Below are 25814 nucleotides of genomic sequence, written 5' to 3'. Positions count from 1 at the left end.
GCGGGACGATTCATTCACAGACGACAGGCTATATTCAGTCGAGCCGTGCAACCATGCCCGGCATTGATATGCTTTTTTCTCATCGCCTTCTGAAACGGATGCCTTCAACGTCATGAGCCAACTGCCCTTTCTGCCGTTCTCCAAGCCCACCATTGATGAAGCCACCATCTCGGCGGTAGGCGACGTACTGCGCTCCGGCTGGATCACCAGCGGGCCGAAAGTGCAGGCGTTCGAGGCGCAGTTGTCGGAATATTTTGGGGGGCGCCCGGTGCGTACCTTCAACTCGGGCACCTGCACCATGGAGATTGCCTTGCGCATCGCCGGTATCGGGCCTGGTGACGAAGTCATCACCACCCCGATTTCGTGGGTAGCCACGGCCAACGTGATTCTGGAAGTCGGTGCCACGCCGGTGTTCGCCGACATCGACCCGGTGACCCGCAATATCGACCTGGCGCAGGTAGAAGCCGCGATCACACCGCGCACCAAGGCAATCATCCCGGTATACCTGGCGGGCCTGCCGTTGGACATGCCATTGCTCTACGCGCTGGCCAACAAGTACAACCTGCGCATCGTCGAAGATGCAGCCCAGGCCCTGGGTTCCAGCTGGGATGGCCAACGCATTGGCGCTACCGGCGATTTCGTATCGTTCAGCTTCCAGGCGAACAAGAACATCACCTCGTCCGAAGGCGGCTGCCTGGTATTGAACAACGCTGAAGAAGCGCGCCTTGCGGAAAAATATCGCCTGCAGGGCGTGACCCGCACCGGCTTCGATGGCCTGGACGTGGATGTACTCGGCGGCAAGTTCAACATGACCGACATCGCAGCAGCCATCGGCCTGGGCCAGTTTGCCCATATCGAGAAGATCACTGCCCACCGCCAGGAACTGGCGCGTCACTATTTCGAATGCTTCGGCAGTGATTTTGAAGCGCAGTACGGTGCGCAATTGCCACCGGCAGACTTCGAAAACAGCAACTGGCACCTGTTCCAGCTGGTACTGCCGGAGCGTCAGGACGGCCTGCCCGCACGCGCCACGTTCATGGAGCAGATGCAGGCCCATGGCGTCGGCATTGGCTATCACTACCCACCGATCCACCTGCTGAGCTTGTACAAGGCACAGGGATTCAAGGAAGGCATGTTCCCGGTAGCGGAAAAAGTGGGGCGTTTGATTGTGTCGTTGCCGATGTTCACGGCGATGACGAAAGCGGACGTAGAGCGTTCGGTAGCGGCGGTAAAAGCGGTGTTGAAGCGCTGACAAAACCTTTGCGGGAGCCGGTTGCCGGCTCCCGCAGCGGGATCACTCGCCGATGGCAGCCTTGTAGCCGGCAGCGTCCAGCAATTTTTTCAGTTCATCCGGGTTGCTTGGCTTGAGCTTGAAGATCCAGGCGCCGTAAGGGTCGGAGTTCAACAGCTCTGGCTCACCGCTCAAGGCGTCGTTCACCGCGATCACTTCGCCAGCAATTGGCGAGTAGATATCCGAAGCGGCCTTCACCGATTCAACCACGCCGGCCTGGTCAGCCGCCTTGAACACGTTGCCGACTTCGGTCAACTCAACGAACACTACATCCCCCAATGCTTCCTGGGCATGGTCCGAGATCCCGACGGTCACGGTGCCGTCAGCTTCCAGACGGGCCCATTCGTGACTTTCGGCAAAACGCAGGTCGGCAGGGATATCGCTCATAGTCTGTGTCCTCAAGGAAAAATGTCAGCGGCCATTGGCCCGCCGGAAAAGTTAGATCAATGTTTTGCCATGGCGCACGAACGTCGGTTTGACCACCCGAACCGGGTACCACTTGCCGCGGATTTCCACCTCGGCCCGGTCAGCAGTCGCCGACGGCACACGCGCCAGGGCAATGGATTTGCTTAGCGTAGGAGAGAAACTACCACTGGTGATCTCTCCTTCGCCAACATTGGCGATACGAACCACCTGGTGAGCGCGTAAAACCCCGCGCTCTTCCAGCACCAGGCCGACCAGCTTGGACTTCACACCCGCAGCCTTTTCGGCTTCCAGGGCGGCGCGGCCGATGAAATCCCGCTCGGCCGGCTCCCAGGCGATGCTCCAGGCCATGTTGGCTGCCAGGGGCGAGACGTCCTGGTGAATATCCTGACCGTAAAGGTTCATGCCGGCCTCGAGGCGCAGCGTGTCGCGGGCGCCGAGGCCGATGGGCGAAATGCCTGCGCCTACCAGGTCGTTGAAGAACGCCGGGGCCTGATCGGCCGGCAGGACAATTTCAAGACCGTCTTCGCCGGTGTAACCGGTGCGCGCGATAAACCAGTCGCCGTCAGCCAGGCCTTCAAAGGGCTTGAGCTGATGGATCAGGGTGGCGCGGGACTGGGTCACCAGTTCAGCGATCTTTTGCCGGGCATGGGGGCCTTGAATGGCGAGCATGGCCAATTCGGGCCGCTCGCGGAGCTGGGCCTGATAGCTGCCGAGCCGAGCCTGCATCCAGGCCATGTCCTGGTCACGGGTGGCGGCGTTGACCACCAGCCGGTAACCGCCCTCGGTACGGTAGACGATCATGTCGTCCACCACGCCGCCCTGCTCGTTGAGCATGGCGCTGTATAACGCGCGGCCGCAGCCGTGCAATCGGTCAACATCATTGGCCAGCAAATGCTGGAGCCATTCCTTGGCCTGGGGGCCTGTGATATCGATCACGGTCATATGGGATACATCAAACACCCCGCAGTCGCGTCGCACCTGATGGTGCTCCTCAACCTGCGAGCCGTAGTGCAAAGGCATATCCCAACCGCCAAAATCGACCATTTTCGCGCCAAGGGCGAGATGCAGGTCATACAGAGGCGTGCGCTGTCCCATGGGTTTCTCCTTCCGGGCGTGGCGAAGGTGCGGACGGTCGCCGTTCGGGCCGCACGCCTTGAAATACAAGGCCTGTAGCCGCGTTCAGCAACCCGATCTGAAAGATCGACCGCACCGAATGCCGCGCATTGTAGCCTCAAGCCGTAGGACTGGCACCTAACCGATTCGTCGCGCCGAACGTCGGATCAACCCGATGACCGGTAACAGCCCCACCAATACCAGGGTCAGGGCCGGCAGCGAAGCCCGCGCCCACTCCCCTTCGCTGGTCATCTCGAAAATCCGCACCGCCAGCGTGTCCCAGCCGAACGGGCGCATCAGCAGGGTCGCCGGCATTTCCTTGAGCACATCGACAAACACCAGCAGCGCCGCGCTCAGGGTGCCCGGCAGCAAAAGTGGCAGATACACTTTGCAAAACAGTCGCGGCCCGCTGACCCCAAGACTGCGGGCGGCTTCCGGCAAGGATGGACGGATTCGCGCCAGGCTGTTTTCCAGCGGCCCGTAGGCCACCGCAATGAAGCGCACCAGATACGCCAGCAGCAAGGCCGACAAACTGCCCAGTAACAGCGGTTTGCCGGCGCCCCCCAGCCAGCCGGAGACCGGGATCACCAGTTCACGATCCAGGTAGCTGAACGCCAGCATGATCGACACCGCCAGTACCGAGCCGGGCAGCGCGTAGCCTACGTTGGCCAGGCTGATGCCGGAGCGGATGGCCCGGGTGGGCGCCAGGCGATGGGCGAACGCCAGCACCAGGGCCACGCTGACGGTGATCAGGGCAGCCATACCGCCCAGGTACAGGGTATGGACGATCAAACCGGCGTAGCGCTCGTCCAGGTCGAAACGGCCACGCTGCCAGAACCAGGCCACCAGTTGCAGCATCGGGATCACGAACGCGCAGGCGAACACCAATCCGCACCAACCGCTGGCCAACGCCGCCTTGAACCCGCGCAGATGGTAAAGCGCCTTGCCGCGAGGTCGCTCGTTGCTCGGCCGGCTGGCGCCCCGGGCACGGCGTTCGCCGTACAGCACCAGCATCACCACCAACAGCAACAGGCTGGCCAGTTGCGCGGCACTGGAGAGGCTGAAAAAGCCGTACCAGGTCTTGTAGATCGCGGTGGTAAAGGTGTCGAAGTTGAACACCGAGACGGCACCGAAATCCGCCAGGGTTTCCATCAGCGCGAGGGCCACGCCCGCACCGATGGCGGGACGCGCCATGGGCAGGGCCACCCGCCAGAACGCTTGCCACGGCGACTGCCCCAAGACACGCGCCGCTTCCATCAGGCCTTTGCCCTGGGCGAGGAACGCGGTGCGTGCCAGCAGATAAACGTAGGGGTAGAACACCAGCACCAGCACGATGATCACACCGCTGGTCGAGCGCACACGCGGCAGGCGCAAGCCTGTACCAAACCATTCGCGCAGCAGGGTTTGCACCGGGCCGGAGAAGTCCAGCAGGCCGACGAAGACGAAGGCGAGCACATAGGCGGGAATCGCGAAGGGCAGCATCAACGCCCAGTCCAGCCAGCGCCGGCCGGGGAATTCGCAGAGGCTGGTCAGCCAGGCCAGGCTGACGCCCAGCAGCGTAACGCCCACACCGACGCCCAGCACCAGGGTCAAGGTGTTGCCCAGCAGACGTGGCATCTGGGTTTCCCACAGGTGGGACCAGATCTGGTGGTCGATGGTCTGCCACGACAGCAACAGCACGCTCAACGGCAGCAGCACCAGGGCGGCGACGGTGAAGACCGGCAGGTACCAGCGGCGTTGGGCGGGATGGGCCAAAGGTTAATTCTCAGAGAATGAATAGCTTGAAGCCAGCGCTAACCAATGTGGGAGCGGGCTTGTGTGGGAGCGGGCTTGCTCGCGAAAGCGGCGTGTCAGTCAACGCCTATGTGACTGATACACCCTCTTCGCGAGCAAGCCCGCTCCCACACAAGCCCGCCCCCACATTTAGATCGGCGGCGCCTTGCAAATTGTATCTAGTTCCAGCCAGCGCGATCCATCAAGCGAATCGCCTCAGCCTGACGCTTGCCCGCCACTTCCACCGGCAATGTGTCAGCTACAAACTTGCCCCAGGTCGCCACTTCCGCCGACGGCGGCACCGCCGGGTTGGCCGGGAATTCCTGGTTCACATCCGCAAAGATCTTCTGCGCTTCCGGCGTGGTCATCCACTCCACCAGCGCCTTGGCTGCTTCCGGGTGCGGTGCATGCTTGGTCAGGCCGATGCCCGACAGGTTGACGTGCACCCCGCGGTCGCCCTGGTTCGGCCAGAACAACTTCACCGCCAGGTCCGGCTTCTGCTTGTGCAGGCGGCCGTAGTAGTAGGTGTTCACGATGCCCACGTCACACTGCCCGGCGTTGATCGCTTCCAGCACGGCAATGTCATCGGAGAACACGTCGGTGGACAGGTTGTTGACCCAGCCCTTGACGATTTCCTCGGTCTTGGCCGCGCCGTGGGTTTCGATCAGGGTGGCGGTCAGCGACTGGTTGTAGACCTTCTTCGCGGTGCGCAGGCACAGGCGGCCTTCCCACTGTTTGTCGGCCAGGGCTTCGTAGGTGGTCAGGTCGCCCGGTTTCACGCGATCGGTGGAGTAGGCGATGGTCCGCGCTCGCAGGCTCAGGCCGGTCCAGGCATGGGCCGAAGAACGGTATTGAAGGGGAATATTCTTGTCGATCACCGCAGAGGTGAACGGCTGCAGGATGCCCATCTGCTCGGCCTGCCAGAGGTTGCCGGCGTCGACGGTGAGCAGCAGGTCGGCGGTGGCGTTTTCACCTTCGGCCTTGATGCGCTGCATCAGCGGCGCTTCCTTGTCGGTGATGAACTTCACCTGCACGCCGGTCTTCTTGGTGTAGGCGTCGAACACCGGCTTGATCAGTTCGTCGATGCGCGAGGAGTAGACCACGACCTCATCGGCCGCCTGCACGGTGGTGCTGCCGATAAGAGTGAGTGCCAGGGCAGTCAGGAGGCGCTTGGGTGCCAGCATGGGTGCGGTCTCTCATTTGCAAAAAGAGCGCAAATGATAAGGACTCACATTTGGTAACGCTCAACGGAGCCGTTACCAGATGTTGCACAGCGTACTCAGGCCTTGGCCAGCTCCGGCAAATCCCCGGTCAAACCCAATGCCTGACGCACAAACAACGCCTTGGCCTCCGGCATCTGCTCAACCACCTTCAGCCCTGCATTACGCAGCCAGCGCAACGGCAGTTGATCGGCCTGGAACAACCGCTCAAAGCCTTCCATCGCCGCCATCAGCGCCAGGTTGTGGGGCATGCGCCGACGCTCGTAACGGCTGAGCACCTTCACATCCGCCAGGCGCTCGCCGCGCTCGTTGGCCGCCAGCAGGACCTCGGCCAGCACGGCCGCATCGAGGAAGCCCAGGTTCACCCCCTGCCCCGCCAGCGGATGAATGACGTGGGCCGCGTCGCCAATCAATGCCAGGCCTTCGGCCACGTAACGTTTGGCGTGGCGCTGACGCAAGGGCACGCACAGCCGTGGATCGGCGCTTATCACGCTGCCCAGGCGGCCTTCGAAGGCATTTTCCAGTTCACGGCAGAAGCTTTCATCGTCCAGCGCCATCAAGCGCTCGGACTCACTCGGGGTGGTCGACCAGACAATCGAACACCAGTCTTCCTGCCCGTCCCGCACCAGCGGCAGGAATGCCAGCGGGCCATTGTCGGTAAAACGCTGCCAGGCCGTCTTTTGATGCACCTGGCTGCTGCGCACACTGGTGACGATGGCGTTGTGCAAATAATCCCACTCACGGGTAGCGGTGCCGGTCAGGCGACGTACTGCCGAGTTGGCACCGTCCGCCGCGACCACCAGTGGCGCGCGCAAGGTGCGGCCATCGGCGAGGGTCAGCAGCCAGTCATCGCCGGAGCGGCGCATCTGTTCCAGGCGAGCATTGGCCAGCAGGCCGAGGTCGCAGTCGTGCAGGCGGTCGAGCAAGGCGTCCTGGACCACACGGTTTTCGACGATATGCCCCAGCACCTCGGCATGCACGCTGGCCGCCGAGAAGTGGATCTGCCCGGTGCCGCTGCCGTCCCACACCTGCATCTCGCCGTACGGGCTGGCACGTCGCTCGACAATCCCGTCCCACACGCCAAGGCGCTCGAGGATGCGCTGGCTGGCGGCCGACAAGGCGCTCACCCGCGGTTCGAACGCAGCATGAGGGTCGAACGGCTTGACGCTCAGGGGGCTGCCGTCGAGCAGCAGCACCTGCAGGCCACTGCCCTGCAACGCCAGCGCCAGGGCGCTTCCGACCATTCCGGCCCCGACAATCAGCACATCTGCGCGCATGTCCATGCTTTAAGCCTGTCTCGATTGCAGCTTGCGCCGCACGTAAAGGGTTTTGTCGACCCGCGCCACCAGGGTGGCGGAGCCGTCATGAATCTGTACCTTGAGCTGCGGTAAATACTTGTCGCCGCTGGCGGTGTGCTGGCGAATCTCGTCCAGCAACGCTTGGTCGATGGAAAATTCGGCGAACACCGGGCCTTTGCCCGGCGAGATAAAGTCGATAGCGGCAGCCTTGTCCCAGACAATGTAGTCGCGGCCCAGGTTCTCCATCAGCATCAGCATGTAGAACGGGTCGACCATCGAATACAGGCTGCCGCCAAACTGCGTGCCGACGTAGTTGCGGTTGTACCAGCCCAGGCCCATGCGCACCTTGACCTCGCGGAAATCGCTGCCGATGTGCAACACCCGAACTCCGGCCCCGAGGTACGGCGGGTACAGGGTCATGATCCAGCGCAACAGCCGCGCCTTGCCCAGGCGTCGGGTCAGCCACTCACGCATCGGGACGGGTGCCCAGGCCCATGGCCTGGCGCGCGAACCAGCGCTTGGCCGGCGGCAGCAAGTCGAGGCCCAGCAAGCCCATGTTGCGGCCCAGCGCGACCAACGGTTGCGCACTGCCAAACAGGCGGGTGACCTGATCGGAGAAGCCGACGGTGAGCTTCTGGTCCATGCGCTGACGCTCGCGGTACGCCTGCAGTGTCGCCAGGTCGCCCGGAATCGCCGGCCCGGCCAGCAGCGCCTCGGCCAACGCGTAGGCATCCCGCAGGGACAGGTTGAAGCCCTGACCGGCAATCGGGTGCAGGCTGTGGGCGGCATTGCCAAGTACGGCCAGATGAGAGCGCACTTGTTCTTCCGCTTCCACGAGCGTCAGCGGGTACAGGTGGCGCGCACCGACTTGCTTGAGGGTGCCCAGGCGGTAGCCGAACACGCCCTGCAGTTCACTCAGGAAGCTGCGTTCGTCCAACTCGGCCAGGCGCTTGGCGTCCATGCCGATGCGGGTCCAGACCAGCGCGCAACGGTTGTCCGGCAACGGCAGCAAGGCCATCGGGCCTTCGTCGGTGAACCGCTCGAACGCCTCGCCGTTGTGGGCCTCGCTTGGGGTGATGTTGGCGATCAGCGCGCTCTGGTTGTACGGCCGCTTTTTAACGCCGATGCCCAGTTGCTCGCGCAAACCTGAGCGACCGCCATCGGCCAGCACCGCGAGGTCGCACTCCAGCACGGTTTCGTCATTGAGGGTCAGGCGGTAGCCATCGGCAAGCGGCTCCATGCGCGTAACTTCCGCCGGGCAACGCCAACTGACCACGTCCTTGTCCAGCCCTTGCCACAGGCATTGGCCCAGCCAGGCGTTTTCCACCACGTAGCCAAGCGCCGGCACGCCCTCTTCCATGGCCGACAGGCGCGCGGTAGAGAAGCGGCCACGGTCCGACACATGAATCTGTTTGATCGGCTCGGCGCGGCGAGAGATTTCCTGCCACACGCCCAATCGTTGATAAATCTGCCGCGCGCCAAAGGACAGCGCTGAAGAACGCGCGTCATAGCTCGGCTGGTAGCTGTCGCCGGGGGCAAACGGCTCGATCAGCACGATCTTCCAGCCCCGGGCCTTGGCCCCGGCCTGCAAGGCCAATGCGAGGCTGGCACCCACCAGGCCGCCGCCGATAATCGCCAGGTTGACCCGGCTCATCGGGCGCTCGCCATCAATGCTTCGATCTCGGCGACGGACTTGGGCACGCCACCGGTCAGAATTTCACAGCCTTGCTTGGTCACCACCACGTCGTCCTCGATGCGTACGCCAATGCCACGCCATTTCTTCGCCACGTTCTGGTTGTCCGGCGAGATGTAAATCCCCGGCTCCACGGTCAGTGCCATGCCGACTTCCAGCACCCGCCACTCGCCGCCGACCTTGTATTCGCCCACATCGTGCACATCCATCCCCAGCCAGTGGCCGGCGCGGTGCATATAGAAGGCTTTATAAGCTTCACTGGCGATCAGTTCGTCGACATCACCCTGCAACAATCCCAGCCTCACCAGCCCGGCAGTGATCACTTGCACCGTCGCCTCGTGGGCCTGGTTCCAATGCTTGTTCGGGGCGATTTCGGCAAAGGCGGCTTCCTGGGAAGCCAGCACGATTTCATAAATCGCCTTCTGCTCGGCGGAAAACTTGCCGCTCACCGGCCAGGTGCGGGTGATGTCGCTGGCGTAGCAGTCGATCTCGCAGCCGGCGTCGATCAGCACCAGGTCGCCATCCTTGAGCACCGCGTCATTCTGCTGGTAGTGCAGGATGCAGCTGTTGCGCCCCGAGGCGACGATGGAACCATAGGCCGGCATCTTCGCCCCGCCCTTGCGAAACTCGTAGTCGAGCTCCGCTTCCAGGCTGAACTCATGCAACCCGGCGCGGCTGGCCTGCATCGCCCGTACATGGGCCGCGCAGGAAATCCGTGCCGCCTCGCGCATCACCTTCACTTCTGCCGCCGATTTATACAGGCGCATGTCGTGAAGCAGATGATCCAGGGCAACAAATTCGTTCGGTGGCTGGGCGCCGAGGTGCGCTTTGGAGCGGATCACGTTGATCCACTCCATCAGGTGCCGGTCGAATTCGGCATTGCTGCCCATGGCCGAATACACCCGGTCGCGGCCTTCGATCAGGCCGGGCAGGATGTCGTCGATATCGGTAATCGGGAAGGCGTCATCGGCGCCAAAATCGCGGATCGCGCCTTCGGTGCCCGCTCGCAGGCCGTCCCACAGTTCGCGCTCGGCGTTGCGTTCGCGGCAGAACAGCACGTACTCGCCGTGTTGGCGGCCAGGCATCAGCACGATCACCGCTTCCGGTTCCGGGAAGCCGCTCAGGTACTGGAAGTCGCTGTCCTGGCGGTAGACGTGCTCGACGTCACGGTTGCGGATGGCCACCGCAGCCGCCGGCAGGATGGCGATGCTGTTGGGTTCCATCTGCGCCATGAGCGCCTTGCGGCGCCGGGTGTATTCCGCTTTGGGGATATGGATCATGGGCAGATGGGCTTCCTTTCTTAGTGCAGCGACGGCTTGGGTGCAGCGGGCTCAGCCGATTTACGGGTCTCGGTGAACAGCAGCAGCGGCGCGACGCGCAGGTATTCCATGACTTCCATGTAGTCGCTTTCGCCGTCTTCGGACTCTTCCAGGGCGTCTTGCACCTGGGAGATGGCGGCCAGGTCCTGCAGCACTTCCTGGGCATCGGTGCTCAGGTCGAGGCCGCCGGCGTTCACGCCGAAACCGTGGAGGAAGCCTTGGCACCATTGGCCCAACGCGGCGGCGCGCTCGGTGAGCGGCGCGTCATCGGTAGGCAGCAGCAAGACGACGGTGACGTCATCACCGGTCAGCTCGCCTTTAACCATCTCTTGCAGGCCGATGAGCGCATTGCGCACGTTTTCGGTAGGCTCGGTTTCCAGCAGCTCGGCGACGTCGGCCAGCCAGTTGTCGGCATCAAAGCCGACACCGGTGCAGCTGCGGCCCAGCAGCACGCCGTGCAGTTCGGCAGGCGAGCAAGGATGACCGCTGGAACTCAGCAGTTTGGAAAAAGCATCGTACGGGGAGTTCTGAATGGGCATGGTGAGCTAGGCGCCAGACGGCGCAATGTCTAGAATGAAGCGCTGTATCCTAGCATCGGCAGACGTACCAAGACTATCGAGGGCGTCAGATCGTTTATCCAGCAGTTGCCATTCATCAGACAAAATCCAGTGGAACCCAATGGAAGACACCGACCTGCAAGCGCTGATGGCCAGACTCGAGCTGCTAATTAACCGGGTCGAGCAACTTAAGAGCCAAAACGGACTCCTATTAGCTCAGGAAAAGACCTGGCGCGAGGAACGCGCTCACCTCATTGAAAAAAACGAAATCGCCCGGCGTAAGGTCGAATCGATGATTTCGCGCCTGAAGGCCCTGGAGCAAGACTCATGAGTTCAAGCAATAGCGTCACCGTGCAGATTCTCGACAAAGAATATTCGATCATCTGCCCCCAGGAAGAACGCAGCAACCTGGTGAGCGCTGCCCGCTACCTGGACGGCAAGATGCGCGAAATCCGCAGCAGCGGCAAAGTCATCGGCGCCGATCGCATCGCCGTGATGGCCGCCCTGAACATTACCCACGATCTGCTGCATAAGCAGGAACGGCCTGACGTGCAGGCCAGCGGCTCGACGCGCGAGCAGGTGCGCGACCTGCTGGAGCGGGTCGATCTGGTACTTTCTACCGATCCAGAGCCACCCAAGGGCTGATTGCGGCGTCGGTTTCGGGTATACTCGCCCCACTCCCTGGCGTGCTTGCCAGTCGGCGATGTCCCTGAGCCGATTCGCACTACCCTGGAAGTTACACGTTGGGCTGGTGTGCATGTCCGCTAGACGGAAAGCCTTAAAGCCTACTGTTTCTTCCACCTTGAACTTTCGGGTTCAAGGGCTAAGTCGACAGCGGTTCTGTCGGGGAGCCTGATTCCCAAATCCAATGCCAGTCCCAGGACTGGCATTGTTTTATGAGCCGAAAACCATGACCGAACCTGCGCCGCTTTCCCGCCCGCAACTTCGACGCATGCTGCGCAAAGCCCGCCGCGCCCTGACGCCAAGCGAGCAACGCCAGGCCGCCCTGGGCCTGTATCGGCAACTGGCACAGCACCCGCTGTTTCGCCGGGCCAAACACCTATCCTTATATCTACCGACGGACGGTGAAATCGATCCGCGCCTGCTGCTGCGCGCTGCACAGCGCCGGGGCAAGGCGACGTACCTGCCGGTGCTCAGTGCATGGCCGCGAACCAAGATGGTGTTCCAGCGAGTGCGCCCCGGCGAAAAGCTGAGGCCCAACCGTTTTCGCATCCTCGAGCCCCAGGTAAATGCCAGCCGGCAACGCAAGGTCTGGGCGCTGGACCTGGTGCTGCTGCCACTGGTTGGCTTTGATGATGTGGGCGGACGGTTGGGCATGGGCGGCGGGTTTTATGACCGCAGCCTGGCCTACATGGCCCGCCGGAAATCCTGGCGCAAGCCGACGCTGTTGGGCCTGGCCCATGAATGCCAGAAGGTCGAACGATTGGCACAGGCAAGCTGGGATGTACCGCTTGAGGGCACAGTCACCGATAAGGATTGGTATATAGCAGAGACGCTACTGGAATCAGCAGCGCCTTGAAGACGGGTCAGCGTTTGAACGGTTGCGGCTGTTGCTGTGCGAGTTCAATCGGTGCGTCAGTCTTGTTCGACCACAAGCTCTGCGCATAGCCGGTGGTCACAACGCCCAGGCCGAACAAAATAACCAAAATCCATAGTAAATCCGGTTTGCGTTTCATCGATTGCCCCCCTTCAGGCATCTTGCACACGATGACAGCAACGTTCCATTAGTAGTCCGTGCCAGCTGCGTCAAGCTCAAAACCCCGGCATTCTGCGTTAACGTGAACCAACACGCAAACCTTGACGCCAACCGACTGTCGGTTTGTCATAAAATTGCAGGACAACTTTCCCAATCGACTTTTGAGGAGCGAAAACATGGCCTATTGGCTGATGAAATCCGAGCCCGATGAACTGTCCATCAAGGGCCTGGAAAAGCTCGGCGAGGCCCGGTGGGACGGGGTGCGCAACTACCAGGCGCGGAACTTCCTGCGGGCGATGGCGGTGGGTGACCAGTTCTTCTTCTACCACTCCAGCTGCCCGGAACCGGGGATTGCCGGCATCGGTAAAATCGTCGAGGCAGCCTACCCGGACCCGACCGCGCTGGAGCCCGACAGTCATTATTTCGACGCCAAGGCCAGCCCTGAAAAAAATCCGTGGAGCGCGATCAATGTTGCCCACGTCGAGACCTTTGCGAAGGTCCTGGGGCTGGGCTATCTGAAACAGCAAACCGCCCTCGCCGAGTTGCCCCTGGTGCAAAAAGGCAGCCGCCTTTCGGTGATGCCGGTCACCGCCGAGCAATGGGCCGCCGTACTCGGCCTGCGCTGAAACAGCAGAACCCTGCGGTCACGCCCATGGCGCATGCATCTGCGCGCCAACCGGGTTAGGCTGGCGCTTCATTTGACCCGCATCAAGGGCCTCCGGGCAGGATCGGTCAAACTAGGACGCTAACGCCGCAGGATGCACCCATGTCGACGAACCACCGTACCTCCCATCTTTTCGCCATTCCATTGATTGTCTTGCTGCTGGCCGCCGGCGGCTTCGGCTATTGGCAATCCACCCAGGACCGCCTGCCCGAAGGCTTGAGCATGGGCAATGGCCGGCTGGAATCGACTGAAGTGCAGATCGCCGCCAAGATCCCCGGGCGCCTCGCCGAAGTGCGGGTGGACGAAGGCGACAAGGTGCTCAAGGGCCAACTGCTGGCGCGCATGGACACCCGCACCCTGGAAGCCCAGCGCGCCCAGGCCGAAGCCGAAGTGCTGCGGGCCAGGGAGAATTTCGCTGCTGCCGAAGCCAATGTGCAACTGCGCCGGAGCGAACAACTGCTGGCCAGCCAGGAACTCAAGCGCACCCAGGAGCTGTACAAGCGCGGCTTCGCCAGCGGCCAGCTGATCGACCAGCAGCAGGCCCGGCAAAACACCGGCAACGCTGCCGTGGTCGCCGCCCAGGCCCAGGTCAATTCGGTAAAGGCCGCCATCGGCGCCGCCCAGGCCCAGGTCGCCCAGCTCACCAGCGAAATCGAAGACAGCAGCCTGCGGGCGCCTATCGACGGCATCATCCAGCTGCGCCTGGCCGAACCCGGCGAAGTGCTCGGCGCGGGTGGCCGCGTGTTACTGCTGATCGACCCCAACGACCAATACATGAACCTGTATCTGCCCGCTTCGGTAACCGGCGCCCTGACCGTCGGCAGTGAGGCGCGGATCGTCCTCGACGCCCTGCCGAAGCAACCGCTGCCGGCGAAAATCAGCTTCGTCGCCGCCAAGTCGCAGTTCACCCCCAAGGAAGTGGAAACCCGCGACGAACGCCAGAAGCTGGTGTTCCGGGTCAAGCTGCGCCTGACCCAACCAAGCGCCGTGCCCCAAGCCAAACCGGGCATGCCCGGCGCCGGCTATGTGCGCACCGCTGACCTGGACTGGCCGGCCAACCTGCAATGAACGGCCTGGCGCTGCACGCCACGGGGATCAACCATCGCTACGGCAAGCAACAGGCGCTGATCGACATCGCCTTCAGCCTGCCCGCCGGCACACGCTGCGGGTTGATCGGCCCGGACGGCGCCGGCAAGTCGAGCCTGCTGGGCTTGATCGCCGGGGTCAAAAAGCTTCAACAGGGCGAGCTGGAAGTACTCGGCGGCTCCATCGAAGACCGCCGCCACCGCAACAGCCTGTACCCGCGTATCGCCTTCATGCCTCAAGGCCTGGGCGGTAACCTTTACCCCGAGCTGTCCATCAGCGAAAACATCCGGTTCTTTGCCACGCTGTTCGGCCTGTCAAAAGCCGATTGCGACCAGCGCATGCACAACCTGCTGCTGGCCACCGACCTCGCACGCTTCGCCGAGCGACCTGCCGGCAAGCTCTCCGGCGGCATGAAGCAGAAACTCGGCCTGTGCTGTGCACTGATCCACGACCCGGACCTGTTGATCCTCGACGAACCCACCACCGGCGTCGACCCGCTGTCCCGTCGACGCTTCTGGGAACTGGTGGAAACCGTACGCAGCGAACGCCCGCAGCTCACACTGCTGGTGGCCACCGCCTACATGGAAGAAGCCGAGCAGTTTGAACACTGCCTGATGCTCGACCGCGGCAAGCTGATCGCCGACGGCCTGAGCAGCGAACTGGCCGCCGCGACGCCCAGCGGTAAACTGGACGAAGCCTTCACCCATTTCCAGGGCGACAGTGCCCATAACAACGAACCCCTGGTGATTCCGCCCCGGCAAAGCGACAACACCGACATCGCCATCGAAGCCCACGACCTGACCCTGCGATTCGGCGACTTCACGGCAGTCAACAAGGTCAGCTTCGCGATTGGCCGGGGCGAGATCTTTGGTTTCCTCGGCTCCAACGGCTGCGGCAAGACCACCACCATGAAAGTCCTCACCGGGTTGATGCCCGCCACCGAGGGCACCGCCACGCTGCTGGGCAACCCGGTAAACGCCAAGGACCTGGCCACCCGCAAGCGCGTGGGTTTCATGTCGCAAAGCTTCTCGCTGTACGGCGAACTCAGCGTGCGCCAGAACCTTGTGCTGCATGCGCAGTTGTTCGACCTGCCCAAGGCCGAGAGCGGCCAGCGCATCGACGAGTTGATCAAGCGTTTTGACCTGGGCGACGTTGCCGAGCAGCCGTCCGGCGAGTTGCCGCTGGGCCTGCGCCAGCGCTTGTCCCTGGCGGTGGCGGTGCTGCACCGCCCGGAAGTGCTGATCCTCGATGAGCCGACCTCGGGCGTCGACCCGGCCGCGCGGGATGACTTCTGGCGGCTGCTGATCGAACTGTCCCGGGAACAGGGCGTGACGATCTTCCTGTCCACCCACTTCATGAACGAAGCCCAGCGCTGCGACCGCATCTCGCTGATGCACGCGGGCAAGGTGCTGGCCTGCGACACGCCGGACGCGCTGCAACAGCAGTTCCACGGCGAAACCCTGGAAGCGGCGTTCGTCACCTGCCTCGAACAGGCCCAAGGCGCGCCCGAAGCGACCACCGCGCCCACCGAAACCGTCAGCGAACCCATGGCCCCCCCCGTCAGCAAACGCGGGTTCAGCGTCGCCCGCCTGTTGGCCGTGGCCAGCCGCGAAGGCAAGGAACTGCTGCGGGACAAAGTGCGCATGGCCTTCGCCCTGTTGGGGGCGATTTTCATGATGGTGATCTTCGGCTACGGCATATCCCTGGACGTGGAGAAGCTCGCCTTCGCCGTCTACGACCAGGATCAGACGCCGCAAAGCCGGGCCTACTTGGAAGCCTTTCGCAGTTCGCGCTATTTCGCCGAACAGTCGCCGATCACTGACTCCAACGAACTGCACAAACGCCTGCAACGCTCGGAAATCAAACTGGCGCTGGAGATTCCGCCAGGGTTCGGCCGCGATCTCTACGCCGGCCGCCAACCCGCCGTGGCCGCCTGGCTCGATGGCGGCATGCCGTTCCGTGCGGAAACCAGCCGCAATTATGTCGAGGCCGTGCACCAGGCCAACCTCCAACAACTGGCCGAACTGAACAGCACACCATTGAATCAGCAAGCCGCCGCCAAACTGGAAACCCGCTTTCGCTACAACCAGGACGTGGTCAGCGTGAACGCTATCGGCCCCGGCGTGATGGCGCTGATCCTCGCGTTTATCCCGGCGATGCTCACGGCCCTGGGGATCGTGCGCGAGAAGGAACTGGGCTCCATCACCAACTTCTACGCCACACCCCTGACCCGCCTGGAATTCCTGTTGGGCAAGCAGGCGCCGTACCTGGCCGTGAGCCTGATCAACCTGGGCCTGCTGGTGGCGATGAACCGCTGGCTGTTCGGCGTGCCGTTCAAGGGCAGCGGCGTGACCCTGGCTTTCGGCGGCCTGCTGTATGTGCTGGCCACCACCAGCATGGGCCTGCTGATTTCCGCGTTCACCCGCACCCAGATCGCAGCGATCCTCGGCACCATGATCATCACCAGCCTGCCGACCATCCAGTTCTCCGGGCTGATCGTGCCGCGCTCGTCCCTGGAAGGCGCCGCCGCGTTGATGGGCATGTTGTTCCCGGCGGGCTACTTCCTCGACATTGCGGTGGGCACCTTTACCAAGGCCCTGGACCTGCATCAGCTATGGCCACAGTGCCTGGCGCTGTTCGGGTTTTTCCTGGGGTTCACCGGGCTTAGCCTGATCATGCTCAAGAAGCAGGAGGCCTGAGATGCACAAGTTCGCCCATATCCTGCGCCTCGGCATCAAGGAACTGACCAGCCTGCGCCACGACAGCGTGTTGCTGCTGTTCCTGTTCTACGCCTTTACCGTCGCCATCTATATGCCCGCCGCCGGCTCGGTGATCGGCGTGCACAACGCCAGCGTGGCCTTTGTGGATGAAGACCACAGCGCGCTTTCCCGGCAACTGGCCGAAGCGCTGCAACCGCCGGAATTCCAGGCGGCGGTGCCGTTGCCGTACGACCAACTGGACAAGGTGATGGACAGCGGCCAGTACACCTTCGTGATCAACGTACCGGCGAATTTCCAGGCCGACCTGTTGGCCGGGCGCCAGCCGGGGGTGCAGGTCAACGTCGATGCCACGGCCATGAGCCAGGCATTCATGGGTGCCGGGTATATCGGACGGATTTTCCAGCGGGAATTGCTGACCTATGGCAACCAGGCCGATGCCGCCCAAAAGGCGCCGGCGCTGCTGACCACCCGGGCGCTGTTCAATACCAACCTGGAAGGCGGCTGGTTTCTGGCGGTGATCCAGATCGTCAACAACATCACCATCCTCGCCATCGTGCTGACCGGCACCGCGCTGCTGCGTGAGCGCGAACACGGCACCCTCGACCATTTGCTGGTGCTGCCGCTGACTGCGCTGGAAATCATGCTGGCGAAAATCTGGAGCAACATGCTGGTGGTGGTGCTGTGCACCTGGCTGTCGCTGGAAGTGGTGGTGAAAGGCTTGCTCGGCGTGCCGCTGGCCGGGTCGCTGACTTTGTTTTTGCTGGTGACGGCGCTGTACCTGTTTGCCAGTACTGCCCTCGGCATCTTCCTCGCCACCCTCGCCCGCTCGACGCCGCAGTTTGGCCTGCTGGCGATCCCGGTGATTATCCCGATGCTGCTGTTGTCCGGCGGCAGCACGCCGCTGGACAGCATGCCGCAGTGGTTGCAATGGGTGATGCAGGGCTCGCCGTCGACGCACTTTGTGAGCCTGAGTGCGGCGATTCTGTTCCGGGATGCGGGTGTGAATGTGGTGTGGCCGGACTTGCTGGCGCTGGCGGGGATTGGGTTGCTGTTCTTTGCGGTGGCGTTGGCGCGGTTCAGGAAGAGCCTGGCTTCCTGAGGTGCCTGTCAGGACCTCTTCGCGAGCAAGCCCGCTCCCACACTTGACCGAGTTCTAACATGAGAATGCGGTTAAATGTGGGAGCGGGCTTGCTCGCGAAGGGCGCGAAGCGACCGGCTTACTGGATGATCAGGTTGTTGAACAACAGATCCTCAACCTGCGGCTTGCCGGTTTCGTCGTTCATCACTTGCTGGGTCTGCTTCAGGGCTTCCTGGCGCAGTTTTTCCTTCCCATCAACGCTGCTCATGGTGTCGTTGGTCTGCTGGGTAAACAGCGCCACCAACTGGTTGCGAATCAGCGCGTCGTTGGCTTTCACGGCAGCGGCTGCCTCGGGACCGGTGACCCGCAGGGCGATATCCGCCTTGAACACCCGCAGCTTCGCGGTGCCATCCAGGCCGTAGTTACCGACAAACGGCGGGCTCAGGCTGATATAGCTGACCTTCGGCGCTTCGCCTTCTTTGGCTTCTTCGGCCAGGGCTGCCGTCGGCAGTGTCAGGGCCAGCATCAACAGGATCCACGCTTTCACAGTTCATTCCTCAATTCGGTTGCCCAGTAGCATAACGCTAGCAGCCCTGAGCACAAGCTTATGGCGACTTATCAGGCCGGGGCATGCTCGTTGACCCGTCGCCCTGCCCACCTACACTTATCGGCCAACACGCCAAAAGGAATAGTCCGATGAAAGCTGTGCTGTGCAAAGCCTTCGGCCCCGCCGAAACCCTGGTGCTGGAAGACGTCGAAAGCCCGGCGATCAAGAAGAACGAAATCCTGTTGGACGTGCATGCGGCCGGGGTCAATTTCCCGGACACCCTGATCATCGAAGGCAAGTACCAGTTCAAGCCGCCCTTCCCGTTTTCGCCGGGCGGTGAAGCGGCAGGCGTGATCAGCCAAGTCGGTGAGAACGTCAGCCACCTGAAGGTCGGTGACCGGGTGATGGCCCTGACCGGCTGGGGCAGCTTCGCCGAGCAGGTCGCGGTGCCGGCCTACAACGTGCTGCCGATCCCGCCGAGCATGGACTTCAACACCGCCGCCGCCTTCAGCATGACCTACGGCACGTCGATGCACGCCCTGAGGCAACGGGCCAACCTGCAACCCGGGGAAACCCTGCTGGTGCTCGGTGCCTCCGGCGGCGTCGGCCTGGCTGCGGTGGAAATCGGCAAGGCCATGGGCGCCCGAGTGATCGCCGCGGCCAGCAGCGCCGACAAGCTGGCGGTGGCCAAGGCTGCCGGTGCCGATGAGTTGATCAACTACAGCGAAGCCAGCCTCAAGGACGAGATCAAACGCCTTACCGGCGGCAACGGCGTGGATGTGATCTACGACCCGGTGGGCGGCGACCTGTTTGACCAGGCCATTCGCGGCATCGCCTGGAATGGCCGGCTGCTGGTGGTGGGCTTTGCCAGCGGGCGCATTCCTGAGTTGCCGGTGAACCTGGCGCTGCTCAAGGGCGCGGCGGTGGTCGGGGTGTTCTGGGGGTCGTTCGCCCAGCGCCAGCCGCAGGACAATGCCGCCAACTTCCAGCAACTGTTCGGCTGGTTCGCCGAGGGCAAGTTGAAGCCGCTGGTGTCCCAGGTGTACCCGCTGGAGCAGGCGGCGCAGGCGATCAACGACCTCGGCCAGCGCAAGGCTGTGGGCAAGGTCGTGGTGCAGCTACGCTGACTATTGTTTCATTTTGTCCGCGGAGTGCCTGGGCCCATGATCGGCCGAGGCACTCACTCACTGGCAGGAATGAATAATGGTCACACCGCTGCGCGCGCTGTTTCTGGGGTTGTTGATGATGGTGTCGGCTCACGCCTTTGCCCATAAAGAGGGCAAGGATGTACGCGGGCTGAACAACGTGACGGTGCTGATCGTGCGCCATGCGGAAAAACCCGATGAAGGTCCGTTGCTGAGCCCCAAGGGCGAACAGCGGGCGGCGGCCTACGCCAGCTATTTCGACCCGCTGCTGTTGAACGGCATCTCCGTGGTGCCCCAGCGGCTGATCGCCACCAGCGACAGCAAGGAAAGCTCCCGCCCGCGCCTGACCCTGACACCCCTGGCCCAGCGCCTGCAGCTCCCGCTTGAAACACCCTACTCAGACGATCAAGTCGGCAAGCTGGTGAAGTCCCTGCGCAAGTCCAGCCAGGCGCAGACCGTGTTGATCGCCTGGCATCACGGGCATATCGACAAGTTGATCGAGGCCTTCGGCGGTGACGGCGCGGCGCTGACCGGGATGAAGAAATGGCCGGAAAATGTGTATGACTGGCTGATCGTGTTGCGCTTCGACGACCAGGGTCAACTGGTGGAATCCCGCAGCCAGAAGATCCAGGAACACCTGCTTCCAGGTGATATCGCAGCCGCCAACGGCAACTGAACCGAATCACTGCCTGTGGTGAGGGAGCTTGCTCCCTCACCACAGCTTCTTGGCATCCCCTCCTGAAAACGTCCCTCACTTGCCTCTAAGCGACATGTTCGTAAAAGAACATGCAATTGCACTAAATTCCTATGCCCGCAGATAAGAGGCGGTGCTATTTTCGGTAACGAAACTGTAACATTCGCATCCGCAGTCAAAACAAGAAATCTGGAGCTCTTGAATGTTTGCTTTCTTCCGTCCTGCCGCACATCAGGCGCCCCTGCCTGAAGAAAAAATAGACAGCACGTACCGACGCCTGCGCTGGCAGATCTTCGCCGGTATTTTCTTCGGTTACGCCGGGTACTACCTGCTGCGCAAGAACTTCTCCCTGGCCATGCCGTACCTGATCGACGAGGGTTACACCCGTGGCCAGCTGGGCCTGGCAATGTCGGCGATCGCAATTGCCTACGGCCTGTCCAAGTTCCTCATGGGCCTGGTGTCCGATCGCTCCAACCCGCGCTACTTCCTGCCTTTCGGCCTGTTGGTGTCCGCCGGGGTGATGTTCATTTTCGGTTTCGCACCTTGGGCTACCTCCAGCGTGACCATGATGTTCATTCTGCTGTTCATCAACGGTTGGGCCCAGGGCATGGGCTGGCCGCCAAGTGGGCGGACCATGGTGCACTGGTGGTCGCAGAAAGAACGTGGCGGTGTGGTTTCCGTATGGAACGTGGCGCATAACGTCGGCGGCGGCTTGATCGGCCCGCTGTTCCTGCTGGGCATGGCCTGGTTCAACGACTGGCACGCGGCGTTCTACGTCCCGGCTACCGTGGCCCTGCTGGTGGCGGCATTTGCCTTCATCACCATGCGCGACACCCCGCAATCGGTGGGCCTGCCGCCCATCGAGCAATACAAGAACGATTACCCGGAAGGCTACGACGCCAGCCACGAGGACGAATTCAGCGCCAAGGAAATCTTCGTCAAGTACGTGCTGCGCAACAAAATGCTCTGGTACATCGCCTTCGCCAACGTCTTCGTCTACCTGCTGCGCTACGGCGTGCTGGACTGGGCACCGACGTACCTCAAGGAAGCCAAGCACTTCGACGTGGATAAAACCTCGTGGGCGTACTTCTTCTACGAGTGGGCGGGCATTCCGGGCACGCTGCTGTGCGGCTGGATGTCAGACAAGATCTTCCGTGGCAACCGTGGCCTGACCGGCATTGTGTTCATGGGCCTGGTCACCGTGGCGACCCTGGTTTACTGGCTCAACCCGCCGGGCAACCCGATGATCGACATGATCGCGCTGTTCTCCATCGGCTTCCTGATCTACGGCCCGGTGATGCTGATCGGCCTGCAGGCGCTGGAACTGGCACCGAAAAAAGCCGCCGGTACCGCAGCGGGCTTTACGGGCTTGTTCGGTTACCTGGGTGGTTCAGTGGCAGCGAGTGCGGCCATGGGCTACACCGTTGACCATTTCGGCTGGGACGGTGGTTTCGTATTGCTGATCGGCGCGTGCCTGCTGGCCATCGCGTTCCTGATCCCCACCTTGTGGCACACCAATAGCGTCAGTGCCGCACGTTAATCGTCGGAACAGCCTTTGGAACACCGCTTGAGCCGCGCCTCCAGATTCTTGTCTGGCATGGCGTGGCTACGCAGGGCGTTGACGGTCTGCTCGACATAATCGCGCGTAGTGCCGTAACGCCCGCAAGCGCTTTGCAACACGTGATTCAGCACGATGTCGGGCAAATTGCCAGCATAACTGGGCAGGTGCCGCTCCAGGACAAATCCCAATGCCTGCACCTGGCTGCCATCTTCCAGACGACAGCTGAGCCAGTGCGGCCGGTACGAGGGGTACGGCATCTCGCGCTGCCACAGGGCATAGAGCGAGGCCTCCAGTTGATCTTCCGGCAAGCGGTAGGCAAACCCGCTGCACGAGCCGCCGCGATCCAGGCCAAACACCAACCCCGGTATTTCCGGCGTGCCCCGGTGCTCATGAGACCACAGGTACAAGCCCCGGTGATAACCGTGGACCCGCGCCCGCATCCGCTGTGTCGACGAACATTCAGGCCGCCAGATCAGCGAACCGTAAGCGAATAGCCAGACCGGCCCACCCTTGTGCAGCGCCATGGTGGCTTGCATCGAGCTCATCAACTGTTCGTGAGTGAGTTGCGGCCCCAGATCGAGCCGCGGAGGGTAAGCCAATTGCAAAAGATCAGATTCAATGGCGGTCATGGCAGATCGCTTAGGTCTCCTTTGTTGTTACGAGAAGCTGTTACCAGTTGTAAGCAACTTTACCGTAATAGAACGCGCCGCTGTAACCGTACGGCGAAAAAGTGCTATAGGCCAAATTGCCACCACTGCTGGCGTAGGCATTGAGTTTTTCCGGGTATTTGTCGGTGACGTTGTCGCCGCCAACGGTGAAGGTCCAGTTTTTCAGCTTGTAGTCGGCTGACAGATCCAACAGCCAGGCGGCCTTGAAGCGCTGGTCGTTGGTCGGGTCGGCCTGGTAGCTGGTGAATGAACCATAGCGCACCAAATTACTGTGCAGCGCCCAGTTGCCGAAACTCAGGTCGTTGCCCAGGCTCAGCTTGTGCTGTGGCGTGGTATCGCCCAGCAGGCCGATGCGCTCGCGACGGTCCACTCGAACCAGGCTCGCGCCCAGGCTATCCAGTACGGACGGGTTGGCTTTTACGTCGGTGACCTTGGTGTGGTTGTAGTTGTAGCCCACGGTGCTGTTCCAGCGCACACCGTTGTCCAGTTGGTAGCGATAGTTGGCCACCAGGTCGACGCCATTGGTGGTCGTGTCGGTGGCGTTGGTGAAGTAGCGCACGGTGGTGTAGTTGATGTTGCCGACGCCATTGGCCTGCAGATACGCGAGCGCAGCCGGGTTCTTGCTCAGGTCCAGGTTGGAGGACAGGCTGATGCGGTCGCTGATGTCGATACGGTAGACATCGGCGGTCACGGTCAGGTTGTCGGTCGGCTCCAGCACCAGGCCGAGACTGTAGTTGCGGGACTTCTCGGCTTTCAGGTCTTCAGCGCCGAGCAGGCGCGCCACCTGGCTGTTGGCCGGGAAGGTGCCGGCTTCCTGGATGGTGTTGCCGATCAGTTGCGACGAGGTGTAGGCGAAGTTCTGCTGGGCCAGGGACGGCGCACGGAAACCGTTGGAAACACTGCCGCGCAAGGCCACTTGCGGGGTGAAGTCGTAGCGCGCCGAGAGCGAGCCGCTGACGTTGGAGCCAAAATCACTGTAGTCCTCGTGGCGCACGGCGGCGGAGGCACTGAGTTTTTCGGTGAAGTTGGTTTCCAGGTCCAGGTACTGCGCCCAGTTGTGGCGCGTGCTGGTGCCGGCGTCGGAATCACGGAAGCCGCCCAGGCCCGAGCTGCCGGTCTGGTAGTAGGACGCCGGGTCGCCCGCCTTGATCTGGTAACCCTGGTCCAGGTATTCGCCGCCAAACGCCACCGACACCGGATACGGCAACCAGCCCAGGCTGAATTCCCGCGACAGGTCCAGGCTGAGTTGCTTCTGGTCATTGACCAACGTGCCGTTGTCGAACTTGCGCGGCGTGGCCAGGCCCAGCGAGGTGTTGATGGTTTCGGTACCGATCTGGTACTGGTTCTTGCCGTAGTTGACCGACACATCGTAGTGCCAGTCATAGGCCAACAAGCCGCGCAGGCCGACCGCCAGGGACGTGTCTTCCACGTCACCGCGAATCAACGGCAGGTAACCATTGGGGTTGAGCGCAGGAATGTTGTTGCTCGCGTTGCTGGCCCGGTAGAACGCCGCCGTCTCGCCGCGGGTCTTGCTGTAGCCGCCAAACGCATAGAACTCGGCCGCATCGCTGAAGGAATATTCCGAGTTGAGAAACAGCTTGCCCTGGTCAGTGGCCGGCTCGCCCTGGCGGAACACCCGCTGGCCGTAGGTCGTCGAACCAACGCTGCCCGGACGCAGGTCCTTGCCGGCGCGGTTGGTGTAATCGTTGTCGGCGCCTTCGGCAGAGATGTTGATAAACCCGTTGTCGCCCAGCGCCACACCGGTGTTGCCGCTGAGGTTGCGCTGGATACCGTCGCCCTTCTTGTACTCACCAAACTTGCTGGTGATCGAGCCGCCGTGGTCGTCATGCTTGAGGATCACGTTGATCACCCCGGCAATCGCATCGGAGCCGTAGCGGGCCGATGCGCCGTCACGCAGCACCTCGATATGGTCGACCGCCGACAACGGGATCGCATTCAAATCCGCCGGCGCCGAGCCACGCCCAACCGCACCGCCGAGATTGACGAAGGCACTGGTGTGGCGGCGCTTGCCGTTGACCAGCACCAACACCTGGTCCGGTGACAGGCCACGCAGCTGCGCCGGGCGCACCAGTTCGGCACCGTCTACCAGGCTCGGGCGTGGAAAGTTGATGGAAGGAATCAATCGGGCCAACACCGCGCCCAACTCATCAGAGCCGGTGCTGCGCAAGGTGTCGCCGGAAATCACATCGATAGGTGACAACGAGGCACTGGCGGTGCGCTCTTGGGCGCGGGTGCCGGTAACAATGACTGTATCGAGTTTGGGTACATCGGCAGTGGCCGTTTCGGCGGATGCCACTGGACTGAATCCCACAGCGGTCAGCAAATTAGCCGACAAAATCGCCGTGTACAGCAGGTGCTGCTTGTTGCTCCCCATACCGCTCCCCTTGGAATCAAAAGCCAGAACGTCAATGCTCTGAGCTCGTACGATCGATCCGTGTGGCGGACGGTGGCGGTCATTTATTGGTTATTGGCAGAAAGTCGGTAGTCCGTTGGCATATAGCTTAATGATATTTATGTAACAAATTAAATACCTTTAAAGAATAAGCGAATGCATAAGCCCAGGTCGCTCCGCTCATCAGGATTGGCTGCCTCAATCCCTGTAGTTTCAGCGCAGGTTCAGCCTGGGGGCACGCTGAGCCTTCAAAATAGGCGCCTGTCACGACCCACCTGGCCGCCAACCGAATCGACTACCGAGGTCACTCCATGAAATACCGACTGCCCAGCCTGTTGTTCCTGGCACAGGCCACCACCGCCCTGGCGGCGGAAGTGCCGACCCAGGACGAAAAAGGCTTCTGGTATGCCCAGACGAGCGTCTACACCCGGCATTTTGCGCCGGACAAGGACCACAACAACAACCAGGACCTGATCGGCCTGGAGCGCAATGAAGCGTCAGGCCTGGTGTATGGCGGGGCGACGTTTCGCAACTCGTTCAGCCAGCGTTCGTACTACGCCTATGCCGGCAAACGCTATGACATGCCCGATTACCCGGTGTACTTGAAGCTGACAGGGGGTGTGATCCAGGGCTATCGCGGCAAGTACCGCGACAAGATTCCGCTGAATGGACTGGGGGTAGCGCCGGTGATCATCCCCTCGGTGGGCACCCACTACGGGCCGGTCGCCGCCGAGCTGGTGTTGCTCGGGTTCAATGCGGCGATGGTGACCACGGGCGTTCGTTTCTGATCAAGCCACTGAAGGGCTTCTGTGGCGAGGGAGCTTGCTCCCG

Annotated in this window: 25 protein-coding genes and 1 other RNA gene; 13 read left to right on the top strand and 13 right to left on the bottom strand. The window is 62.2% G+C overall.

Features of this window, described 5'->3' with window-relative positions; translation table 11 throughout:
* The first annotated feature begins 112 nt into the window (after positions 1-112).
* On the top strand, positions 113-1252 hold the full coding sequence (locus tag AC3WKX_RS00910; RefSeq protein WP_102604086.1) for a DegT/DnrJ/EryC1/StrS family aminotransferase: 1140 nt from the start codon (positions 113-115) through the stop codon (positions 1250-1252).
* A gap of 42 nt (positions 1253-1294) precedes the next feature.
* Here the strand turns inward: AC3WKX_RS00910 and gcvH are convergent, their stop codons facing one another.
* The 9 genes from gcvH to AC3WKX_RS00865 all read right to left on the bottom strand — a co-directional run bounded on the left by gcvH (position 1295) and on the right by AC3WKX_RS00865 (position 10672).
* Positions 1295-1678, bottom strand: coding sequence for a glycine cleavage system protein GcvH (gene gcvH, locus AC3WKX_RS00905; protein WP_087693282.1), 384 nt, complete (start codon positions 1676-1678; stop codon positions 1295-1297).
* Positions 1679-1729: 51 nt separating this feature from the next.
* Positions 1730-2812: a glycine cleavage system aminomethyltransferase GcvT gene (gcvT, locus tag AC3WKX_RS00900; protein WP_003213938.1), complete on the bottom strand. Its 1083-nt coding sequence runs from the start codon at positions 2810-2812 to the stop codon at positions 1730-1732.
* A gap of 156 nt (positions 2813-2968) precedes the next feature.
* Positions 2969-4585 (bottom strand): ABC transporter permease, encoded by a 1617-nt coding sequence (locus AC3WKX_RS00895; protein WP_003213940.1) that lies wholly within the window; start codon positions 4583-4585, stop codon positions 2969-2971.
* A 197-nt stretch (positions 4586-4782) separates the two neighbouring features.
* Positions 4783-5787, bottom strand: coding sequence for an extracellular solute-binding protein (locus tag AC3WKX_RS00890; RefSeq protein ID WP_008438892.1), 1005 nt, complete (start codon positions 5785-5787; stop codon positions 4783-4785).
* 95 nt (positions 5788-5882) lie between these two features.
* Positions 5883-7100: a 2-octaprenyl-3-methyl-6-methoxy-1,4-benzoquinol hydroxylase gene (locus AC3WKX_RS00885; protein ID WP_162835188.1), complete on the bottom strand. Its 1218-nt coding sequence runs from the start codon at positions 7098-7100 to the stop codon at positions 5883-5885.
* Between the two features lie 9 nt (positions 7101-7109).
* The gene (locus AC3WKX_RS00880; RefSeq protein ID WP_102604085.1) at positions 7110-7595 is read right to left on the bottom strand and encodes a DUF4442 domain-containing protein; all 486 of its coding nucleotides are present in this window, start codon (positions 7593-7595) and stop codon (positions 7110-7112) included.
* Complete coding sequence (ubiH, locus tag AC3WKX_RS00875) at positions 7588-8775, bottom strand: 2-octaprenyl-6-methoxyphenyl hydroxylase (RefSeq protein ID WP_003213948.1); 1188 nt, start codon at positions 8773-8775, stop codon at positions 7588-7590. Before ubiH ends, AC3WKX_RS00880 begins: the two co-directional genes overlap by 8 nt.
* On the bottom strand, positions 8772-10094 hold the full coding sequence (pepP, locus tag AC3WKX_RS00870; protein ID WP_102604084.1) for a Xaa-Pro aminopeptidase: 1323 nt from the start codon (positions 10092-10094) through the stop codon (positions 8772-8774). The genes ubiH and pepP overlap by 4 nt, the downstream gene beginning before the upstream one ends.
* 20 nt (positions 10095-10114) lie before the next feature.
* Entirely contained in the window at positions 10115-10672 is a 558-nt protein-coding gene (locus tag AC3WKX_RS00865) for a YecA/YgfB family protein (protein WP_003213952.1), read from the bottom strand.
* Positions 10673-10811: 139 nt separating this feature from the next.
* On the opposite strand from AC3WKX_RS00865, the gene AC3WKX_RS00860 reads away from it, so the two are divergent.
* The 4 genes from AC3WKX_RS00860 (at position 10812) to AC3WKX_RS00845 (ending at position 12230) form a co-directional block, all read left to right on the top strand.
* Positions 10812-11021, top strand: a complete 210-nt coding sequence (locus tag AC3WKX_RS00860) for a TIGR02449 family protein (RefSeq protein WP_003213954.1) — start codon at positions 10812-10814, stop codon at positions 11019-11021.
* Complete coding sequence (locus AC3WKX_RS00855; RefSeq protein ID WP_003213956.1) at positions 11018-11335, top strand: cell division protein ZapA; 318 nt, start codon at positions 11018-11020, stop codon at positions 11333-11335. The genes AC3WKX_RS00860 and AC3WKX_RS00855 overlap by 4 nt, the downstream gene beginning before the upstream one ends.
* Before the next feature lie 30 nt (positions 11336-11365).
* A non-coding RNA gene (gene ssrS / locus AC3WKX_RS00850) (6S RNA) lies at positions 11366-11544 on the top strand.
* Positions 11545-11600: 56 nt separating this feature from the next.
* A complete protein-coding gene (locus AC3WKX_RS00845) occupies positions 11601-12230 on the top strand; it encodes a 5-formyltetrahydrofolate cyclo-ligase (protein ID WP_102604083.1) in 630 nt (209 codons plus the stop codon).
* Between the two features lie 7 nt (positions 12231-12237).
* Here the strand turns inward: AC3WKX_RS00845 and AC3WKX_RS00840 are convergent, their stop codons facing one another.
* Positions 12238-12387, bottom strand: a complete 150-nt coding sequence (locus AC3WKX_RS00840; RefSeq protein ID WP_003213959.1) for a hypothetical protein — start codon at positions 12385-12387, stop codon at positions 12238-12240.
* Positions 12388-12583: 196 nt separating this feature from the next.
* Here AC3WKX_RS00840 and AC3WKX_RS00835 point away from each other — a divergent pair, with 196 nt between their 5' ends.
* The 4 genes from AC3WKX_RS00835 (at position 12584) to AC3WKX_RS00820 (ending at position 17976) form a co-directional block, all read left to right on the top strand.
* Positions 12584-13033, top strand: coding sequence for an EVE domain-containing protein (locus AC3WKX_RS00835; RefSeq protein WP_003213961.1), 450 nt, complete (start codon positions 12584-12586; stop codon positions 13031-13033).
* 140 nt (positions 13034-13173) lie between these two features.
* Entirely contained in the window at positions 13174-14139 is a 966-nt protein-coding gene (locus AC3WKX_RS00830; protein ID WP_003213963.1) for an HlyD family secretion protein, read from the top strand.
* Positions 14136-16856, top strand: coding sequence for a ribosome-associated ATPase/putative transporter RbbA (rbbA, locus tag AC3WKX_RS00825; RefSeq protein ID WP_102604082.1), 2721 nt, complete (start codon positions 14136-14138; stop codon positions 16854-16856). Before AC3WKX_RS00830 ends, rbbA begins: the two co-directional genes overlap by 4 nt.
* Position 16857: 1 nt before the next feature.
* Positions 16858-17976 (top strand): ABC transporter permease, encoded by a 1119-nt coding sequence (locus tag AC3WKX_RS00820; protein ID WP_003213965.1) that lies wholly within the window; start codon positions 16858-16860, stop codon positions 17974-17976.
* Between the two features lie 118 nt (positions 17977-18094).
* On the opposite strand, the gene AC3WKX_RS00815 is transcribed toward AC3WKX_RS00820, so the two are convergent.
* Entirely contained in the window at positions 18095-18502 is a 408-nt protein-coding gene (locus AC3WKX_RS00815) for a flagellar basal body-associated protein FliL (RefSeq protein ID WP_003213967.1), read from the bottom strand.
* A 149-nt stretch (positions 18503-18651) separates the two neighbouring features.
* Here AC3WKX_RS00815 and AC3WKX_RS00810 point away from each other — a divergent pair, with 149 nt between their 5' ends.
* The 3 genes from AC3WKX_RS00810 to glpT all read left to right on the top strand — a co-directional run bounded on the left by AC3WKX_RS00810 (position 18652) and on the right by glpT (position 21881).
* Complete coding sequence (locus tag AC3WKX_RS00810; RefSeq protein WP_102604081.1) at positions 18652-19629, top strand: NADPH:quinone oxidoreductase family protein; 978 nt, start codon at positions 18652-18654, stop codon at positions 19627-19629.
* 76 nt (positions 19630-19705) lie between these two features.
* Positions 19706-20323, top strand: coding sequence for a flagellar basal body-associated protein FliL (locus AC3WKX_RS00805; protein WP_102604080.1), 618 nt, complete (start codon positions 19706-19708; stop codon positions 20321-20323).
* A 220-nt stretch (positions 20324-20543) separates the two neighbouring features.
* The gene (gene glpT, locus AC3WKX_RS00800) at positions 20544-21881 is read left to right on the top strand and encodes a glycerol-3-phosphate transporter (protein WP_003213972.1); all 1338 of its coding nucleotides are present in this window, start codon (positions 20544-20546) and stop codon (positions 21879-21881) included.
* Here the strand turns inward: glpT and AC3WKX_RS00795 are convergent.
* Positions 21878-22531 (bottom strand): gamma-glutamylcyclotransferase, encoded by a 654-nt coding sequence (locus AC3WKX_RS00795; protein WP_003213974.1) that lies wholly within the window; start codon positions 22529-22531, stop codon positions 21878-21880. The genes glpT and AC3WKX_RS00795 overlap by 4 nt on opposite strands.
* Positions 22532-22571: 40 nt before the next feature.
* Positions 22572-24965 carry a TonB-dependent receptor plug domain-containing protein gene (locus tag AC3WKX_RS00790; RefSeq protein WP_003213976.1) on the bottom strand — a complete coding sequence of 798 codons (2394 nt, stop codon included), beginning with the start codon at positions 24963-24965 and terminating at the stop codon, positions 22572-22574.
* 329 nt (positions 24966-25294) lie between these two features.
* On the opposite strand from AC3WKX_RS00790, the gene AC3WKX_RS00785 reads away from it, so the two are divergent.
* Positions 25295-25771 carry a hypothetical protein gene (locus AC3WKX_RS00785; protein ID WP_003213979.1) on the top strand — a complete coding sequence of 159 codons (477 nt, stop codon included), beginning with the start codon at positions 25295-25297 and terminating at the stop codon, positions 25769-25771.
* Positions 25772-25814 lie beyond the last annotated feature (43 nt).

Source organism: Pseudomonas sp. GP01-A4, from assembly GCF_058780865.1.
This window is presented reverse-complemented; position numbering and strand designations above follow the sequence as displayed.

Excerpts from the sequence above, each read along its gene's own strand:
- AC3WKX_RS00860 (WP_003213954.1), top strand. The coding sequence starts at position 10,812 with ATGGAAGACACCGACCTGCAAGCGCTGATGGCCAGACTCGAGCTGCTA.
- AC3WKX_RS00785 (WP_003213979.1), top strand. The coding sequence starts at position 25,295 with ATGAAATACCGACTGCCCAGCCTGTTGTTCCTGGCACAGGCCACCACC.
- AC3WKX_RS00810 (WP_102604081.1), top strand. The coding sequence starts at position 18,652 with ATGAAAGCTGTGCTGTGCAAAGCCTTCGGCCCCGCCGAAACCCTGGTG.
- pepP (WP_102604084.1), bottom strand. The coding sequence starts at position 10,094 with ATGATCCATATCCCCAAAGCGGAATACACCCGGCGCCGCAAGGCGCTC.
- AC3WKX_RS00865 (WP_003213952.1), bottom strand. The coding sequence starts at position 10,672 with ATGCCCATTCAGAACTCCCCGTACGATGCTTTTTCCAAACTGCTGAGT.
- AC3WKX_RS00830 (WP_003213963.1), top strand. The coding sequence starts at position 13,174 with ATGTCGACGAACCACCGTACCTCCCATCTTTTCGCCATTCCATTGATT.
- AC3WKX_RS00805 (WP_102604080.1), top strand. The coding sequence starts at position 19,706 with ATGGTCACACCGCTGCGCGCGCTGTTTCTGGGGTTGTTGATGATGGTG.
- AC3WKX_RS00840 (WP_003213959.1), bottom strand. The coding sequence starts at position 12,387 with ATGAAACGCAAACCGGATTTACTATGGATTTTGGTTATTTTGTTCGGC.
- AC3WKX_RS00890 (WP_008438892.1), bottom strand. The coding sequence starts at position 5,787 with ATGCTGGCACCCAAGCGCCTCCTGACTGCCCTGGCACTCACTCTTATC.
- glpT (WP_003213972.1), top strand. The coding sequence starts at position 20,544 with ATGTTTGCTTTCTTCCGTCCTGCCGCACATCAGGCGCCCCTGCCTGAA.
- AC3WKX_RS00790 (WP_003213976.1), bottom strand. The coding sequence starts at position 24,965 with ATGGGGAGCAACAAGCAGCACCTGCTGTACACGGCGATTTTGTCGGCT.
- AC3WKX_RS00795 (WP_003213974.1), bottom strand. The coding sequence starts at position 22,531 with ATGACCGCCATTGAATCTGATCTTTTGCAATTGGCTTACCCTCCGCGG.
- AC3WKX_RS00910 (WP_102604086.1), top strand. The coding sequence starts at position 113 with ATGAGCCAACTGCCCTTTCTGCCGTTCTCCAAGCCCACCATTGATGAA.
- ubiH (WP_003213948.1), bottom strand. The coding sequence starts at position 8,775 with ATGAGCCGGGTCAACCTGGCGATTATCGGCGGCGGCCTGGTGGGTGCC.
- rbbA (WP_102604082.1), top strand. The coding sequence starts at position 14,136 with ATGAACGGCCTGGCGCTGCACGCCACGGGGATCAACCATCGCTACGGC.
- AC3WKX_RS00885 (WP_162835188.1), bottom strand. The coding sequence starts at position 7,100 with ATGCGCGCAGATGTGCTGATTGTCGGGGCCGGAATGGTCGGAAGCGCC.
- gcvT (WP_003213938.1), bottom strand. The coding sequence starts at position 2,812 with ATGGGACAGCGCACGCCTCTGTATGACCTGCATCTCGCCCTTGGCGCG.
- AC3WKX_RS00835 (WP_003213961.1), top strand. The coding sequence starts at position 12,584 with ATGGCCTATTGGCTGATGAAATCCGAGCCCGATGAACTGTCCATCAAG.
- AC3WKX_RS00855 (WP_003213956.1), top strand. The coding sequence starts at position 11,018 with ATGAGTTCAAGCAATAGCGTCACCGTGCAGATTCTCGACAAAGAATAT.
- AC3WKX_RS00820 (WP_003213965.1), top strand. The coding sequence starts at position 16,858 with ATGCACAAGTTCGCCCATATCCTGCGCCTCGGCATCAAGGAACTGACC.
- AC3WKX_RS00880 (WP_102604085.1), bottom strand. The coding sequence starts at position 7,595 with ATGCGTGAGTGGCTGACCCGACGCCTGGGCAAGGCGCGGCTGTTGCGC.
- gcvH (WP_087693282.1), bottom strand. The coding sequence starts at position 1,678 with ATGAGCGATATCCCTGCCGACCTGCGTTTTGCCGAAAGTCACGAATGG.
- AC3WKX_RS00845 (WP_102604083.1), top strand. The coding sequence starts at position 11,601 with ATGACCGAACCTGCGCCGCTTTCCCGCCCGCAACTTCGACGCATGCTG.